The sequence below is a fragment of the Halorussus halobius genome (assembly GCF_004765805.1).
Taxonomy (GTDB): domain Archaea; phylum Halobacteriota; class Halobacteria; order Halobacteriales; family Haladaptataceae; genus Halorussus; species Halorussus halobius.
Genome location: NZ_SBIU01000003.1, coordinates 772,738 through 787,691, shown reverse-complemented (window position 1 = coordinate 787,691; position 14,954 = coordinate 772,738). Strand labels below are relative to the sequence as shown.

Genomic DNA, 14,954 nt, shown 5'->3' with positions numbered 1-14,954 from the left:
CGTCCGGTCGCGACGCCCGCTTTTCGACGCCCGTACCAGAACCCGTATCTCCCCGAGGCCACTACGCTCGAACGATGGAGCGACGCGACTTCCTGCGCGCGGGAGCGGGCCTCGGGATGGCGGGGCTGGCCGGCTGTATGGGCCTGTTCGAGACCCAGTCCGCGCTGTCGAGGCAGTTCACGACGGTCGAGGACCGCGAGGAGCAGGTGTACTACCCAACCCACGAGGAGGGGATGGCGATGCTCGGCATGGGTAAGAGTGGGCGGTACCGGGCGGGCCTGATGTACAGCATCCCCCACGCCTTCTGGACCATCACGGGGACGGACCTCGACCTCAACCAGGTCGGCGACGACGTGACCGCCCACGTCATGGCGACCATCTGGGACGACGAGACCGGGACCGTGCTGCCGACCGCCAACGTCTCCGGAACCTTCTACGCGGACGGCGAGGAGACCGACTCGCGGTCGCTGTGGACCATGCTCTCGCAGAACATGGGGTATCACTTCGGCGACAACGTGGCGTTCGACGGCGACGGCACCTACACCGCCGAGCTCTCGGTCGGCGCGATGCAGACCCGCCGGATGGGCGACCTGCGGGGCGCGTTCGAGGAGGGGACGACCGTCGACGTGGAGTTCGAGCACAGCCGCGACGAGCTCTCCGAGCTACCCTACGAGCAACTCCCCGACAGGAAGGGCGACGCGGGCGCGCTCGACCCGATGGGCATGGACGCGCCGCTGGCCCAGGTCCCCAAACTCGGCGACTTGCCGGGCATGCTCGCCACGAGCGCGAGCGGCGACGCCGACTTCGCGGTGTTCCGGCCCGACGAGAACCCCCACTTCGTCGGCGACGACCGGACCTACCTCGCGGTGTCGCCCCGGACGCCGTACAACCGCTATCCCCTGCCGTTCATGTCGCTGTCGGCCACGCTCCGCCGGGACGGCTCGACGGTGTTCGACGACGCCCTTGACCCCGCAGTCGACCCCGACCTCGGCTACCACTACGGCGCGGGCGTCGACTCGCTCGAATCGGGCGACTCGCTGACGCTGACGGTCGACGCGCCGCCCCAGATTTCCCGCCACGAGGGCTACGAGACCGCGTTCGTCCGGATGCCCGAGATGACGATGACGCTCTGAGCGCCGGAACGTCTCTTCCCCGCGCCGAGACCGACCACCTGCGCCGGACGTCGGCGACCACTACCGACCGGAGGCCGGCGCGGGCCCGTGCTCGCCCGGTCCGCCTACTCCTCGATTTCCTCGGCATCCATCAGCTTGAACAGCGGGTCGAAGTCGTCGGGAAGCTGGGCCCGGACCTGCTCGATTTCGCTCCGCGCGACGAGTTCGCTCACCAGCCCGACCACGACCTGCGCGTGGTAGTTGGCGTCCGAGGCGTCGACGGTCGCGCGGTCGGCGACCCGGTCGACGAACTCGTCGTAGTCGAACCGCTGGCCGTGGTCGGCCGACTCGAGGTAGTAGTCTATCTCCATCGGAAGCGGGCCGGCGAGGTCGGTGGCCTCGCCCGCCTGGAGTCGCTCGCCCAGCGTTTCGAGGACCGCGCGGGTCGCCCGGACCGCCCGGCCGGTGTCGGACAGTTCGAGCCGGCTCTGTATCTGGCCCGTGAACTCGTCGTACTGCATGGTCCGTGCTACCACAGGTCCGGCCAAAGGCGTACTGGCGGGTCCCGACCGCCGGGAATCACCCCCAGTGCTTTCTACCGCGGGCCTCGAACGACGGGGTATGTACGACGACGTCCTCGTCCCGACCGACGGCAGCGCCGGAGCCGAACGGGCGTTCGAGCGCGCGCTCGACCTCGCGGAGACCTACGACGCGCGGCTCCTCGTGCTCCACGTCGTCGACGTCTCGTCGGAGGCCGGCGAGTTCCGGCCGGTGACCGTGCTCGAGGACCTCCGCGAGCGCGGGGCGGAACTGACCGCCGACCTCGCCGACCGGGCCGCCGACGCGGGCCTCGACGACGTGCGGACCGAGGTACTCGACGGCGTGGCCCACCGGGCCATCCTGTCGTACGTCGAGGACCACGGCGTCGACGTCGTGGTGATGGGCACCCACGGCCGAACTGGCCTCCAGCGATACCTGCTGGGCAGCGTGGCCGAGAAGGTGGTCCGCCTGTCGGACGTGCCGGTGCTGACGGTCCGCGCGAGCGAGGGCGAGAACGACGAGTGAGGTCCGGACCGCGCGAGGTCTCGGGGCGTTCCCGGCCCGGCCCGCCCGGGCGCGGTCGCGCTTGCCCGTTTCGGACGGGTTTTTACCCGGGACGCGCCAATCCTGAGCCATGGACGTGTTCGCGGTGCCGGGCCTCCCCGAGGTCCGGCCCGGCGACGACCTCGCGGCGCTGATAGACGACCGGACCGACCTCCGGGACGACGACGTGGTAGCGGTCGCCAGCACGGTGGTCTCGAAGGCCGAGGACCGGCGCGCCGACCTCGAGGACTTCCCGGCGAGTCCGAGGGCGCGCGAACTCGCCGCCAGGCTCGCCGAGATAGCCGACGAGGACAAAGACCCCCGGTTCGCGCAGGCCGTGCTGGAGGAGAGCACCGAGATTATCGTGGAGGCCCCCTTCTTGCTCACCGCGACCAAGTTCGGCCACGTCGGGGTCAACGCCGGCATCGACCGGTCGAACGTCGGGGACGGCGACGCCGACCTGTTGCTGTTGCCCGAGCGACCTCACGAGAGCGCGGCCCGGATTCGCCGGAACCTCGCGGCCGACCCCGCGGTAATCGTGACCGATACCTCCGGGCGACCGTTCCGGCACGGCCAGCGCGGGGTCGCGCTCGGGTGGGCCGGCATCCCGGCCAGCAGGGACTGGCGCGGGGAACGCGACCGCGACGGCCACGAACTCGAAGTCACGGTCGAGGCGGTGGTCGACGAGCTCGCGGCGGCGGCCAACCTCGTGACCGGCGAGGGCGACGACGGCCTGCCGGTCGCGGTCGTCCGCGACTGGGCGTTCGGCGACCACGACGGGAGCGAACACCTCTATCGGGAGGTCGAGGGCGACTTCGTTCGGCAGGCGCTCCGGGGGTGGGAGTTTGCTCGGGATTGAACTCACGCCCGAACACCCGGTGTCGGAACTCGTGGACCTCGGCCGCGCGGCCGAGGACGCGGGCTTCGACGCGCTGTTCGCGAGCTGTCACTACAACAACCGCGACCCGTTCGTCGTCCTCGACCGGGTCGCGGCTGCGACCGACGACCTCCTGCTCGGACCGGGCGTCGCCAACCCCTACGAGACCCACCCCGTCTCGCTGGCCTCGCGGGTCGCCACGCTCGCCGAGGCCAGCGGCGGCCGGGCGGTCTGCGGGCTCGGCGCGGGCGACCGCTCGACGCTCCGGAATCTGGGCGTCGAGCGCGACCGGCCGCTCCGGCGCGTGCTGGAGACGATGCGGGTCGCCCGCCGGCTCTGGGCCGGCGACCGCGTCGACCACGACGGGACCTTCCGGGCGACCGACGCCGGGCTCAACTACCCGGACGCGATTCCCGACCGCCCGGACGCGGTCGGCAGACTCCCGGTCTACGTCGGCGCGCAGGGGCCACACATGATACGGATGGCCGCCAAGCACGCCGACGGCGTGCTGGTCAACGCCGCCCATCCGGACGACTTCGCGTGGGCCGACGGGCGCGTGGGCGAGGGCGTCGCCGAGCGCCCCGCCGAGTACGGCGACCGAGAGGCGTTCGACTTCGCGGCCTACGCCAGCGTCAGCGTGGCCGAGGACGGCGAGGCCGCCCGCGAGGCCGCCCGCCCGCCGGTCGCGTTCATCGCGGCCGGCGCGGCCCCGCCGGTGCTCGACCGGCACGGCATCGACCGCGAGCGCGCAAAAACCATCGGCGAGGCCATCGAAGCCGGCGAGTTCTCGTCGGCGTTCGAGGCGGTCACGCCCGCGATGATAGACGCCTTCTGCATCGCCGGGACGCCCGAGGAAGCGAGCGAGCGAATCGACGCGGTGCTGTCGTACGCCGACAGCTTCGTCGCGGGGTCGCCGCTCGGCCCGGACCCGACGGCGGCGGTCAGCCTCGTTGCTGGGGCGGCCGACCGATAGATTCGGGGAGGAGCGAGTCCACGACCGCGCCCGCCGCGAAGTACGCCAGCGCGAGCGACGCGCCGGCGATCAGTACTGCGCCGACCGCCACGAGGAGCGCCGAGGTCGGGAACGCGGTGGCGGCGTCGCCGATGTATCCGGCCATGTCGAGGACGTCCTGGATGAGGTTCACCATGTGGGTCCGTGGGGCGCGGGGGTACTTGTACGATTCGTCTGCGGGGAGCGAGATGGATTCCGGCAATCGAACTTCCGACCACAGCCCAAACCCATCACGGTCGCAGGTAGGTTTTTCACCGATTAACTCCAAGAAGGGAGTGATGAGTACCGGCATCGAGCCGACGATCACGCTTTCGGACAGGGACGATTGGTGGGTAGCGAGAGACACCGAAACGGGCGTCACCTCACAGGGCCGAACTCGCGAGGAGGCACTGGCGAACCTCGACGAAGCGCTCGCCGGGTACCGTGGAGAGGGTGAGAAACCCTCCGAAGACGACCTTCGTGAGTTGGGCATCGACCCGGCGAACAACGAGTCCGGGTCGCTCGACGACTCGGAGATGTTCGAATAGCACCGTTTCTTCGATTCGGAATCGATGGCACGTGGAACGTTCTCCGGTCGAGAAGTCGTCAAAGTCGTGGTGAACTGTGGTATCTACGAGTGGGACCGAACGAACGGCGACCACGCGATTCTCCGGTGGGAGCCACCAGCGGACCACGATGCGGACGCTCGAACGGTACCCGTCCCGCTTCACGACGAACTGAACGAAGGAACCCTCCGAAGTATCGGCGAAAAAGCCGGTATGAACGATTTCCAGCGATTCGTGGACTGGATCGAGCGGAATCGGTAGGCCACGGTCGAGCGTGCCGTCGCAGTGTGACCACGACACTCGGACCGCCTCGACTTCGACACACTCGCGTCTCCTCCGCTACGCTTACGACGGGGGACTGTGTAGCCCTGCGCGTGACCGACGACGCGACGCTCGACGCGTTCGATTCGCCCGACGAGAGCGACGGGGACGCCGAATCGGATGCGGACGACTCGGCGGAGGTCGCCGAGTCGTCCGCAGTCGCTCCGGCGCGCTCGACCTTCGAGTGGACGCCGGCGGGCGGCGAGTGTGCCGACTGCGGTAGGTCGGCCGAGCGCCGCTGGCGGCGCGACGGCCAGCGCGAGGGCGAACTGGTCTGCCCGGACTGCAAGGCGTGGTGATGCGCCGGGAGAGCTGGAGGGGAGTATCGAGGGCGCTAGCTTCTACCAAGGTGTAGAGGACCACCGTAGAGCACCGCCACCGCCCCGCACAGCAACCGCGAACCTCACGTCTTCCCAGCCGCCTGCGTCGTCTGGGAACATCGTTCACAGATTAGTGGGGCGATTTGCGCCCTGTAAGCACCGGTCCAGCCTGTGCTCCCCGGTCCTTGCGCGTCGTTCACGTGCGCCGCGCTACCGTGTGCTGGTGTTGACGTCCGGAACTGTCGGAACTCGTGTTGGGTCGGAGCGCTCAACCACCGAAATCCACGCGGAATAACAGGAGATGAAATCATACACAGGGGGATAAAAAGACGTGAACGACCGGACTGAATCGGACGGGATTGCTTATCGGGATGTTTCTCGGTGGCGTTCCGGATTACGCTGCCCGTCACCGGCTGACCCCTCGTCTTTAGGCGTGTTCATCTCTTGCATCGCGCAGTTGGGACAGTAGAAGTTACGACCTTCGGACGCGGTGAAGATCGGAATCCCGGCGACGACGTACTCTTCGCGATACCGTCGTTTGATGCCGTGTTCCACCTGACTACCACAGCTTATGCATGATTGCTCGTGGTTTTCAGACGAGTGAACGACGCGTTGGTCAACCCTTGATACTCTGCCGAATCGAGTGAGCCTCCGTCGCCGTGCGATTCGTCTCCGAAACCCCGGATTCACCAGCATGCCGGAAATCAGAAAGAGTACCGAAAGAACAGTCAGAGAAGCGATAGGTATCGCCTCTGCGCTTCCGTTGAACGCGTGGAGGAAGACACCGAAGATGGACAAAAAACCCATAGCAACTAACAGCCAACCTGCTATACCGTATAAAATATCAGAAATGAATTCTGAAAGAGTCATTTAGAACCAGTTTCCATACTGTTAGTCCGCTTTCTTGAACGTAGTTCTTTCTAGTTGTGCCAAACTTTAGGGAGTTATCGTCCCATCGGACTTGGAGACTGTTTCGCCTGCCCCGTCGGCGTCACGCAGTGTAATAATGTGGTATATTTCGATTAGTATATCTATTTTTCAATCCTGTAACGAACCGCAACCTGTTTCCAAGCGTCTTCCTGCCGGGACAAAAGTTTCAAAGGTGGGGACGAAAGGTAGGGGCAGCGAACGCACGCCTCTGCGGGACCCGCCCCGACCTTCTCGCCCGCCGCGTGCGGACGACGCCACCCATGACGGACGCCAACCCCACCCAGCGTCGAACCGACGCGTCGCCCGACCCGCTTCCGGTCTCCGAGGCCGCCGACCTCGCCGACCGGGTCGTCGAGAACGTCGAGCGCGTCATCGTCGGCCACCACGACGTGACCGAACACATCGTGACGGCCGTGCTCGCTCGCGGTCACCTCCTGCTCGACGACGTGCCCGGCGTCGGCAAGACGATGCTCGCCCGGTCGCTCGCCCGCTCTATCGACTGCGAGTTCTCCCGCGTCCAGTTCACCCCCGACCTCCTGCCGACCGACGTGACGGGCGTGAACGTCTTCGACGAGCAGAGCCGGGAGTTCGAGTTCCGCCCCGGTCCGGTGTTCGGCAACGTGGTGCTGGCCGACGAGATAAATCGCGCGCCGCCCAAGACCCAGTCGGCCCTGCTCGAAGCCATGGAGGAGGCCCAGGTCACGGTCGACGGCGAGACGTACGAACTCGACCAGCCGTTCGCGGTCGTCGCCACCCAGAACGACGTGGAGGCCGACCGGACCTACGAGCTCCCCGTGGCCGAGGTCGACCGGTTCACCAAGCGGCTCTCGCTGGGCTACCCCGCGCCCGACGAGGAGGCCGAGGTGCTCCGGCGGCTCTCGGGCCGCCACCCCATCGAGGACCTCGACCCCGTGACGACCGGCGAGGAGGTCGTCCGAGCCAGGGAGACGGTCGCCCGCGTGACCGCCGAGGAGCCGGTCCGGGCGTACGTCACCCGGCTGGCCAACTACACCCGCGACCACGCCGACCTCGGGGTGAGTCCCCGGGGCTCTATCGCGCTCCTCCGGGCCGCGCAGGCCCGCGCGGTCCTCGACGGCCGGGAGTACGTCGTCCCCGACGACGTCAAGGCCGAGGCCCAACCGGTGCTAGCCCACCGGGTCCGGACCGGCGCGGAGACCGGCGGCGCGTCCGGCGAGGACCTCGTCGCCGAAGCGCTCGACGCGGTCCCGGTGAAGTGAGATGCTGACCCGACGCGGCTGGACGGTCGCGGCGGTCGCGGTCGGTGGGTTCGGAATGGCCGCGTGGTTCAGCGCCCGCTCGCTCGACGCCGTGGTCGCCTCCGCGGTCGTCGTGCTGGTAGCGGGGTGGTTTCGGGTCGAGCGCGCCGACCAGCCCGACCTCCGAACCGAGATGCCCGAGTACGGCTTCGCGGGAGAGACGGTGACGGCGTCGTTGGCGTTCGAGACCGCGACCCCGCTGGCCGCGACCGTCGAGTTGCGGGCCGGTGACGGGCTCGCCGTCGAGACCGACGCCGTCGAGACCACGGTGACCGACGGGACGGTGACGTTCGACGTCCGACTCGACGACCGGGGCGTCCGGTCGGTCGGCCCGGTCGAGGTGGTCGCCGAGGACGTGTTCGGCGTCTGGCGGACGACCTACGCCTACCCGGCCAGCACCGACGTCGTGGTGTTTCCCACCGTCCACCGGCTGACCGACGCGGGCGAACTCGCGGCGCTCGACCGCGAGTTCGGCGCGGGCGGCCGGGACCGCTTCGAGGGGTTGCGCGAGTACGAGCGCGGCGACCCGCTCCGGGACGTCCACTGGAAGTCCAGCGCCAAGCGCCCGGACGAGGACCTCGTGGTGATGGAGTTCGCGGCCAGCGAGGACCGCAGGCGCGTCGAACTGCTCGCGGAGGCCGACGGCGGCCGGATGGACGAGGTGGCCGAGGCGGCGGCCAGCGTGGCCGCCTACCTGCTCGACGCCGGCTTCGCGGTCGGCCTGACGGTCCCCGGCGACCGGGTCGACCCCGGCGCGGGCCCCGACCACCGGACCGAACTGCTGACCGCGCTGGCCCGGAGCCGGCCGGGGACGGTCGGCGAGTCCCGGCGCGCGGACGTCGACGTGCTGGTTCGGGGACCGACCGACGCCGAGGCGGTCGAGGTCACGGTCGGCGGCCGGACCGTCACCTTCGGTCAGTTGGCCGGTGACGGCGGGGGTGACGCGGCGGGGGCCGACGGCGCGACCGGTGGCGACCGGGAGTCGGCATCGTCCGGGACGGCCACCCTCGCGGACGGCGGACGAGCGCGCGCCGACGCGACCGGGACGCTCGGAGGTGACCGAGCGTGAGCGCGGACGGGACGCTCCGGCGGGACCTCCGAATCGGCGGGGGCGCGGCGTCGTACCACCGGCTGGCGGTCGGGTCGGTCGCCGTGCTGATGGCCACCTACGTCGGCGTGCTCTATCACGTGACCGACGTGGTCGGCGGGACCGCGACGCTGGTCGCGCTGGTCGCGGCCGCGCTCGGGACGGCCACGCTGGTCGCTCGCCGGCTCGCGCCGCGTCGGGCGGCCGTCCTCGCGGCGGGACTGCTCGCGCTCGGACTCGCGGGCTACTACCTGTCGGTGCCCAGCGCCTACCTCGTGGCGGTGTCGGCCGGGAAGATCGTCGCCGACAACGTCGCCCTGCTGACCGGGCTGTCGGTGCTGCGGATGGCAGAGGTCGGCGCGTGGGCGCTGGGCGTCGCCCCCGCGCTGGTGTTCGCGCCGTGGTACCTCGTGCTCCGGCGGCGGTACGCGCTGGCGGTGGCGGCCGGCGGGGCCGCGCTGGGCTTTTTCGTGCTGACGGGCGACGCCGGGAGCTTCCCCACGCTGGTCGGCGCGCTCGCGGCCACCGCCGCGCTCGGGTTCGGCACGCTGGCTCGCCGGGGCGGCACCGCCGCGCAGGTCGACGCCATCGGGGTCGCGCTGGTGGTCATCGTGGTGCTGGCGTCGACGGTCAGCGTCGTCCCCGGCGGCGCGACCAATCCCGTCCTGCCGGGGGCGAGCGGCGGCACGCCCACGGTTGAGGGGTCGTTCGTCTCCAACCAGCAGCGGATGACGGTCGTCGGCTCCATCCGGCTCTCGCCGAAAGTCCGGTTCACCGTCGAGGCCGACGAGTCGGCGTACTGGCGGGTCGGGGCGTACGACCGCTACGACGGCGACGGCTGGCTCAGGACGGGCGACTCCACCGAGTACGCCGCCCAGCAGGGCCCGCCCGGCCCCGAGTCGCGACTCGAACAGACCGTCACCGTGGAGGCCGACCGGGTGACCGCGATGCCGGCCGCGTGGAAGCCCGTCCGGGTGGAGGGCGGCGACCGGAGCAACGTCCGGGTCACCGCGCTGGGCGCGTTCGAACCGGTGGGCGCGCTCCGCGACGGCGAGTCCTACACCGTCGAGAGCAGGACGCCCGAGTCCTCGCGCCGCCTGCTTCGGTCGGCCGGCACCGACTACCCCGAGGGAGTCGAGGACCGGTATCTCCAGCTTCCCGAGAGCTCGGCCGACCGAATCGGCGACCGCGCCGCTGCGGTGACCGAGGACGCCGACACGCCCTACGAGCGGGCCGTGGCGATAGAGGACTGGCTCGAAGCCAACAAGCGCTACTCGCTCGACGTCGACCGGCCCGACGGCGACGTGGCCGAGGAGTTCATCTTCGAGATGGAGCGGGGCTACTGCACCTACTACGCCACCGCGATGGTCGCGATGTTGCGCTCGCAGGGCGTGCCCGCCCGGTTCGCGGTCGGCTACACGTCGGGCCAGCAGGTCGCCGACGACGAGTGGGTCGTGCGCGGGCTCGACTCCCACGCGTGGGTCGAGGCGTACTTCCCCGGCGTCGGCTGGGTCGAGTTCGACCCCACGCCCGCCGCCGCGCGCCAGCAGGCCGAGAACGCCCGCGTCGAGCAGGGTCGAGAGGCCGACGTCTCGAACGTCGACGTCGACGAAAGCGCGGGCGAGTCGCTGACGACCACGGCCGCCGAACCGACCGAAGAACCCGGCGAGGCGGACACCGAGACGGCCGGCGACGTCCCGAACGGAACGCTCGCCGACCCCCGCGCCCCGGTCGACCGGGAGCGACTCGACCCGCTCGACGACGGCTCGCTCGACGGCACGGCCGAGACGTCTACCGCCGACGACACGGTCGGCGCGGGCGAGTCGGCCGACGGGGGCGGCGGCCTCCCGGTCGAGCCGCCCTCGCGCGAGCAGACGATTCTGGGCGGGCTCGCGGCGGTGGGTCTGCTCGCGGCCGCCCGCAGGGCGGGACTGCTCGACCGGCTCCGGCGAGCGGTCGCGCTCCGGTGGCAACCCCGAAGCGACCCCGAGACCGACGTGACGCGGGCGTTCGACCGGCTCGAAACCCTGCTGGGTGCCCAACACCGCGAGCGCCGCCCGGCGGAGACGCCGCGGGAGTACCTCTCGGCGCTCGGGGTCCGGACCGACCTCGACGACCGGGTCGAGCGCGTCGGCGACATCTACGAGCGGGTCCGGTACGCCGGGGAGGCCGACGGCGACCTCGCCGACGAGGCGGTCGGACTGGTCGACGAACTGGTCCGCGAGAAGCGCGGTCGGTTCGGCGGCCGGTAGCACGACCGCTCCGATTCGGCGGCCGGCTCGCCGCGCCGCGCTCGGCGGTGGGTGACGTGCCGGCGTTCCCCCGCCGGGTGGCCGATACACTAACGGAGTTCCCGACAACGTTTAATAGGTTGCTTTCGTAGGCCCATGCGTAATGTCGGAAGTCTGCTCGACGTGCGGGCTGCCTCAGGAGCTCTGCGTCTGCGAGGACGTCGCCAAAGAGTCCCAGCAGATCACCATCCGCATCGACGAGCGCCGCTACGGTAAAGAGGTAACGATCATCGAAGGATTCGACCCAAAAGACGTCGATCTGGACAGCCTGTCCTCGGACCTCAAGTCGAAGTTCGCGTGCGGCGGGACGGTCGAGGACGGCCAGATAGAGCTCCAGGGCAACCACACCGGGCGCGTCGAGGATTTCCTGCGTGACAAGGGATTCAACGTAGCCTAACGTTCACGTCCGTTTTCCAGCTTCGTACCGGGTCGACGAGTCGCGACGCTCCTCAGAACGGGGCGTCCGGACCGTCGTCCCCGCGCTGAGTCGTCGGTTCGTCGGCGTCGTCCTCGGTCGCCAGTTCGCCGTCCCACGCCGACAGTCCGCCGGCCATGCTCTCGACGCGGGCGTCGTCGGACAGTCCCTCGTAGGAGGCGACCAACCGGGCGGCCTGCACGCTCGACTTGCCGTGCGGGCAGACGGTCACGACTCGGCTCGCGCCGTCGAACCGCTCGATTTCGTCGGCGAGCGCGTGGAACGGAACGTTCTCGCTATCGGGGATGTGGCCGCGCTCGAACGCGTCGGCCGGCCGGATGTCGACGATGCGCACGTCCTCGCCGGCGTCGAGGAGGTCTTCGACGGCTTCGGGGGAGATTTCGGCGTCCATCGGACCGAGGTTGGTCGGCCGGCCGAATAAGCCCCCTGATGGAGTGCGGTGGCGGGCGGGGTTGCGGTCGGGACGCTTCGCGGGGTTGCTGTCGCCGTGCGGTGGTTCCGCGGTTCACGTAGCCGACTCCGTCAGCAGATTTATGATTTAATAGACACGTCTTTCGTTCTATGAGGCTCCCGAGGCCCGCCCCGAAGACGTATCTCGGCACGATAGCCACCGTTCTGGCGACCATAGCCGTTATTCAGTACGTCGGCGTGTTCTTCGAAGCGTCCGGGGAACTCGACCTGACGTATCTCGCCACGATTGGACTGATTCTGCCCTTCTCGACGTATCTACTCGCGGTCGTCACCGAAAACGTAGCGTTCCTTCCCGGCTGGGACGAGATGAATCGGTCCGAGCAGTGAGGAACTCGCGCAGCACGTCCCCTCCGCGTCCGACATCCGGGCGGATGCGGGCAGAACGACGGGTAAGCACTCCTTACTCTCGTGGCCGACTGGCGTAAACGTCCCGAAGGGGTGACCAAAAACAGCAAGTACGGCCGGGACGTGGGTGCGCGTATGTGGGGTTCCCGGAAGCGCCGGGGCGACGACACCGTCGAGTGCATCGCCTGCGGCGAGACCGTCGACCGCTCGGACGCCCGCGAGTACGACAAGGAGGGCGACCGGTGGGACCGGACGGGCAAGGAGTTCGAGCACCTCTGCAAGTCGTGTCACACCGACCTCTGTCACCAGCCGCGGGACGAACTCGAAGCCCTGCTCGTGGACATCGACGCCGGCGGCCTCGACGAACTGGAGTTTCTCGACCGCTACTGTCGGGCCGTCGAGGACCGCTACGGTCCGGTCGACTCCGAGCGATAGCGTCGACCGCCGACATCACTGTCGGGGCGCGCGTCGGCGACGCTCCCGCGGGACCGACCCACCCCGGCGACCGGGATGCTCCGATACGACTAACTACTCGACACCACTAGTCGTCGGTATGACGAGTGACGCGCAGGCCGAGGCCGGAACCGTCGAGGGACAGGGGCCGGTCGAGATATCCCGGGAGACGGCCGACCGGCTCGCCGACGAGCGCGAGGAGCTGTTCGAGAAGTTCGAGATACGCGACGGGTTCCCCGACGCGGTGCTCACGGAGGCCGAGAAGCGGACCGAGGACATCCAGTCCGAGATCGCCGACGAGGTCGACGAGCGCCGCGACCTCCGGGAGATGACGACCTGGACCACCGACCCCATCGACGCCCAGGACTTCGACGACGCGCTGTCGGTCGAGGAGCGGCCCGACGAGTACGTGCTGTGGGTCCACATCGCCGACGTGACCCACTACGTCAACCCCGAGACCAGCATGTGGGAGGAGGCGGTCGAGCGGGCCAACACCGTCTACCTGCCGGCCTACACCGTCCACATGCTGCCGCCCGTCCTCGCCGAGACCGTCTGCTCGCTGGTGCCCAACGAGGACCGGCTGGCCCACACCGTCGAGATGCACCTCGACAAGGAGGACCTGGGCTACGAGGAGATAGACATCTACAAGTCGGTCGTCCGGAGCGACGCCCGGCTGACCTACAGCGAGGCCGAGACCTTGCTCGACGAGCCCGAGACCGCCGAGGACCTGCTCGAAGACGCCGAGGTCGACCTCGCCGAGCGCAACGAGCTGGTCTGGCAACTGGCCGACCGGATGCACGAACAGCGCAAGGAGGACGGCAGCCTCGTCCTCAATCCCCGGCGCGACCGCGCCCACACCATCATCGAAGAGTGCATGCTCAAGGCCAACAAGGCGGTCACGCACACCCTGATGTGGGACCGGGGCGTCGAGGCGATGTACCGGGTCCACCCCCAGCCCAGTCCCGACGAGTGGAGCGAGGCCCTCCAGGAGATTCAGGACCTCGACGGCGTCTCCATCCCCGGGGAGGCGTGGGACGACCCCCGGAAGGCGGTCAACGCCACGCTCGAAGAGGCTCCCCAGCGCCAGCTCGACAAGATACAGTGGGCCGTGATGAAGGTGATGCCCCGCGCCAAGTACATGAACGACCCGTTCGGCGGTCACCACGCGCTCAACTTCGAGATATACGGCCACTTCACCAGCCCCATCCGGCGACTCTCCGACCTCATCAACCACTGGATAGTGTACACCAACGACGTGCCCGAGGACCTCGTGGCGCTGTGTGACCGCGCCAGCGACAAGCAGGCCGACGCCGAGGCCTGCGAGCGCGAGTACAAGCAGGTGCTCGAAGACCACGGGCTCGACCCGGCGGCGGTCAACAATCGCGGACTCGAGGTCGTCGACGAGTAGGCCGCCCCGGACCCGGTCGCGGCCCGCGGGGCTTCGACCGCGGTCGGGTTCCGGTCCGGGAGTATCAGTCGGAAAACTTATCCTACAGTGTCAGGCTCTATCAACCATGGCGGCCTCTGACGGGCGGGTACTCGTCGTCGACGACGAATCGGAGCTTGCCGAGCTGGTAGCCGCATACCTCGGACGGATAACCGACTCGCTGCGGACCGAGACTGCGACGTCCGCGACCGAGGCGCTCTCGCTCGTCCGGGAACGGGAGTTCGACTGCGTCGTGTCCGACTACAACATGCCCGACATGAACGGGCTGGAACTGCTGTCGGCGGTCCGCGACGAGCGGCCCTCGGTCCCGTTCATCCTCTACACGGGCAGGGGGAGCGAGGAGATTGCCTCCGAGGCAATCTCGGCCGGCGTCACCGACTACGTCCAGAAGAACTCGGGGCGGGACCACTACGAGGTGCTGGCCAAGCGCATCGAGAACGCCATCTCCCAGCGCCGGACCGAGCTCGAACTCCGGCGGACCAACGAGAAGATAGAGGCGCTCCACCAGACGGCCGCGGAGGCGGCCACCTGCACCGACCCCACCGCACTCTGTCGGCTCGCGGTCGAGGCCGCCGAGGAGATTCTGGCGTTCGACCTGTGCGACATCAGCCTCCGCGACGGGGACCGACTGGTTCCGGAGGCCGTCTCGAAGGGCATCCCGTCGGACGGCTACTACCGGGCGACGCATCTGGACGACGACGACAGCTTCGCGGGCCAGGTGTTCGAGCGCGGGGAGTCGGTCCGCATCGACGACCTCCGGGACCACGAGGCCGCCCCGGCCGAACCCGACTACCTCTCGGCGATGGCCGTCCCCGTCGACGGATACGGGGTGTTTCAGGCGGTCTCCCGGGAGGTCGGCGGATTCGACGACCGCGACCTCGAACTCGCGGAGCTCCTGTTGGCCCACGTGACGGCCGCGCTCGACCGGATGGGGTCGCCCGCCTGAC

The 14,954-nt window shown here is 69.2% G+C and carries 18 protein-coding genes; 15 read left to right on the top strand and 3 right to left on the bottom strand.

The window, feature by feature from the left end; all coding sequences use genetic code 11:
* Positions 1 to 74: 74 nt before the first annotated feature.
* The gene (locus tag EPL03_RS10755) at positions 75 to 1,133 is read left to right on the top strand and encodes a DUF7350 domain-containing protein (protein WP_135829311.1); all 1,059 of its coding nucleotides are present in this window, start codon (positions 75 to 77) and stop codon (positions 1,131 to 1,133) included.
* 104 nt (positions 1,134 to 1,237) lie between these two features.
* Here the strand turns inward: EPL03_RS10755 and EPL03_RS10750 are convergent, their stop codons facing one another.
* Positions 1,238 to 1,633 carry a DUF2267 domain-containing protein gene (locus EPL03_RS10750; protein ID WP_135829310.1) on the bottom strand — a complete coding sequence of 132 codons (396 nt, stop codon included), beginning with the start codon at positions 1,631 to 1,633 and terminating at the stop codon, positions 1,238 to 1,240.
* 100 nt (positions 1,634 to 1,733) lie between these two features.
* On the opposite strand from EPL03_RS10750, the gene EPL03_RS10745 reads away from it, so the two are divergent.
* The 3 genes from EPL03_RS10745 to EPL03_RS10735 all read left to right on the top strand — a co-directional run bounded on the left by EPL03_RS10745 (position 1,734) and on the right by EPL03_RS10735 (position 4,045).
* Positions 1,734 to 2,177 carry a universal stress protein gene (locus EPL03_RS10745; RefSeq protein ID WP_135829309.1) on the top strand — a complete coding sequence of 148 codons (444 nt, stop codon included), beginning with the start codon at positions 1,734 to 1,736 and terminating at the stop codon, positions 2,175 to 2,177.
* A 109-nt stretch (positions 2,178 to 2,286) separates the two neighbouring features.
* Positions 2,287 to 3,054, top strand: a complete 768-nt coding sequence (locus tag EPL03_RS10740; RefSeq protein WP_135829308.1) for a coenzyme F420-0:L-glutamate ligase — start codon at positions 2,287 to 2,289, stop codon at positions 3,052 to 3,054.
* A complete protein-coding gene (locus EPL03_RS10735; RefSeq protein ID WP_135829307.1) occupies positions 3,041 to 4,045 on the top strand; it encodes a 5,10-methylenetetrahydromethanopterin reductase in 1,005 nt (334 codons plus the stop codon). The genes EPL03_RS10740 and EPL03_RS10735 overlap by 14 nt, the downstream gene beginning before the upstream one ends.
* On the opposite strand, the gene EPL03_RS10730 is transcribed toward EPL03_RS10735, so the two are convergent.
* Entirely contained in the window at positions 4,014 to 4,220 is a 207-nt protein-coding gene (locus EPL03_RS10730) for a hypothetical protein (RefSeq protein WP_135829306.1), read from the bottom strand. The genes EPL03_RS10735 and EPL03_RS10730 overlap by 32 nt on opposite strands.
* A 142-nt stretch (positions 4,221 to 4,362) precedes the next feature.
* Between EPL03_RS10730 and EPL03_RS10725 the strand changes: the two genes are divergently transcribed.
* The 7 genes from EPL03_RS10725 to yciH all read left to right on the top strand — a co-directional run bounded on the left by EPL03_RS10725 (position 4,363) and on the right by yciH (position 11,252).
* Entirely contained in the window at positions 4,363 to 4,611 is a 249-nt protein-coding gene (locus EPL03_RS10725; RefSeq protein WP_135829305.1) for a type II toxin-antitoxin system HicB family antitoxin, read from the top strand.
* A 24-nt stretch (positions 4,612 to 4,635) separates the two neighbouring features.
* Positions 4,636 to 4,890 carry a type II toxin-antitoxin system HicA family toxin gene (locus tag EPL03_RS10720; protein ID WP_135829304.1) on the top strand — a complete coding sequence of 85 codons (255 nt, stop codon included), beginning with the start codon at positions 4,636 to 4,638 and terminating at the stop codon, positions 4,888 to 4,890.
* A 113-nt stretch (positions 4,891 to 5,003) separates the two neighbouring features.
* A complete protein-coding gene (locus EPL03_RS10715; RefSeq protein ID WP_135829303.1) occupies positions 5,004 to 5,249 on the top strand; it encodes a DUF7573 domain-containing protein in 246 nt (81 codons plus the stop codon).
* A 1,211-nt stretch (positions 5,250 to 6,460) separates the two neighbouring features.
* Positions 6,461 to 7,438 (top strand): AAA family ATPase, encoded by a 978-nt coding sequence (locus EPL03_RS10710; RefSeq protein WP_135829302.1) that lies wholly within the window; start codon positions 6,461 to 6,463, stop codon positions 7,436 to 7,438.
* 1 nt (position 7,439) lies between these two features.
* Positions 7,440 to 8,546 carry a DUF58 domain-containing protein gene (locus EPL03_RS10705; RefSeq protein WP_135829301.1) on the top strand — a complete coding sequence of 369 codons (1,107 nt, stop codon included), beginning with the start codon at positions 7,440 to 7,442 and terminating at the stop codon, positions 8,544 to 8,546.
* On the top strand, positions 8,543 to 10,816 hold the full coding sequence (locus EPL03_RS10700; RefSeq protein WP_244605249.1) for a transglutaminase TgpA family protein: 2,274 nt from the start codon (positions 8,543 to 8,545) through the stop codon (positions 10,814 to 10,816). Before EPL03_RS10705 ends, EPL03_RS10700 begins: the two co-directional genes overlap by 4 nt.
* Before the next feature lie 142 nt (positions 10,817 to 10,958).
* Positions 10,959 to 11,252, top strand: coding sequence for a stress response translation initiation inhibitor YciH (yciH, locus tag EPL03_RS10695; RefSeq protein ID WP_135829300.1), 294 nt, complete (start codon positions 10,959 to 10,961; stop codon positions 11,250 to 11,252).
* Between the two features lie 52 nt (positions 11,253 to 11,304).
* On the opposite strand, the gene EPL03_RS10690 is transcribed toward yciH, so the two are convergent.
* Positions 11,305 to 11,682: a rhodanese-like domain-containing protein gene (locus tag EPL03_RS10690; protein WP_135829299.1), complete on the bottom strand. Its 378-nt coding sequence runs from the start codon at positions 11,680 to 11,682 to the stop codon at positions 11,305 to 11,307.
* 170 nt (positions 11,683 to 11,852) lie between these two features.
* On the opposite strand from EPL03_RS10690, the gene EPL03_RS10685 reads away from it, so the two are divergent.
* The 4 genes from EPL03_RS10685 (at position 11,853) to EPL03_RS10670 (ending at position 14,953) form a co-directional block, all read left to right on the top strand.
* Positions 11,853 to 12,089 carry a hypothetical protein gene (locus tag EPL03_RS10685; protein ID WP_135829298.1) on the top strand — a complete coding sequence of 79 codons (237 nt, stop codon included), beginning with the start codon at positions 11,853 to 11,855 and terminating at the stop codon, positions 12,087 to 12,089.
* Positions 12,090 to 12,242: 153 nt separating this feature from the next.
* A complete protein-coding gene (locus EPL03_RS10680) occupies positions 12,243 to 12,542 on the top strand; it encodes a DUF7562 family protein (protein WP_135829297.1) in 300 nt (99 codons plus the stop codon).
* A 118-nt stretch (positions 12,543 to 12,660) separates the two neighbouring features.
* Positions 12,661 to 13,968, top strand: coding sequence for a ribonuclease catalytic domain-containing protein (locus tag EPL03_RS10675; protein WP_135829296.1), 1,308 nt, complete (start codon positions 12,661 to 12,663; stop codon positions 13,966 to 13,968).
* A gap of 106 nt (positions 13,969 to 14,074) precedes the next feature.
* Complete coding sequence (locus tag EPL03_RS10670; RefSeq protein ID WP_135829295.1) at positions 14,075 to 14,953, top strand: response regulator; 879 nt, start codon at positions 14,075 to 14,077, stop codon at positions 14,951 to 14,953.
* The last annotated feature ends 1 nt before the right edge of the window (position 14,954 follow it).

Coding starts and splice junctions, on each gene's coding strand:
- EPL03_RS10675 (WP_135829296.1), top strand. CDS start 12,661: ATGACGAGTGACGCGCAGGCCGAGGCCGGAACCGTCGAGGGACAGGGG.
- EPL03_RS10745 (WP_135829309.1), top strand. CDS start 1,734: ATGTACGACGACGTCCTCGTCCCGACCGACGGCAGCGCCGGAGCCGAA.
- yciH (WP_135829300.1), top strand. CDS start 10,959: ATGTCGGAAGTCTGCTCGACGTGCGGGCTGCCTCAGGAGCTCTGCGTC.
- EPL03_RS10750 (WP_135829310.1), bottom strand. CDS start 1,633: ATGCAGTACGACGAGTTCACGGGCCAGATACAGAGCCGGCTCGAACTG.
- EPL03_RS10730 (WP_135829306.1), bottom strand. CDS start 4,220: ATGGTGAACCTCATCCAGGACGTCCTCGACATGGCCGGATACATCGGC.
- EPL03_RS10755 (WP_135829311.1), top strand. CDS start 75: ATGGAGCGACGCGACTTCCTGCGCGCGGGAGCGGGCCTCGGGATGGCG.
- EPL03_RS10690 (WP_135829299.1), bottom strand. CDS start 11,682: ATGGACGCCGAAATCTCCCCCGAAGCCGTCGAAGACCTCCTCGACGCC.
- EPL03_RS10685 (WP_135829298.1), top strand. CDS start 11,853: ATGAGGCTCCCGAGGCCCGCCCCGAAGACGTATCTCGGCACGATAGCC.
- EPL03_RS10740 (WP_135829308.1), top strand. CDS start 2,287: ATGGACGTGTTCGCGGTGCCGGGCCTCCCCGAGGTCCGGCCCGGCGAC.
- EPL03_RS10680 (WP_135829297.1), top strand. CDS start 12,243: ATGTGGGGTTCCCGGAAGCGCCGGGGCGACGACACCGTCGAGTGCATC.
- EPL03_RS10710 (WP_135829302.1), top strand. CDS start 6,461: ATGACGGACGCCAACCCCACCCAGCGTCGAACCGACGCGTCGCCCGAC.
- EPL03_RS10725 (WP_135829305.1), top strand. CDS start 4,363: ATGAGTACCGGCATCGAGCCGACGATCACGCTTTCGGACAGGGACGAT.
- EPL03_RS10720 (WP_135829304.1), top strand. CDS start 4,636: ATGGCACGTGGAACGTTCTCCGGTCGAGAAGTCGTCAAAGTCGTGGTG.
- EPL03_RS10705 (WP_135829301.1), top strand. CDS start 7,440: ATGCTGACCCGACGCGGCTGGACGGTCGCGGCGGTCGCGGTCGGTGGG.
- EPL03_RS10670 (WP_135829295.1), top strand. CDS start 14,075: ATGGCGGCCTCTGACGGGCGGGTACTCGTCGTCGACGACGAATCGGAG.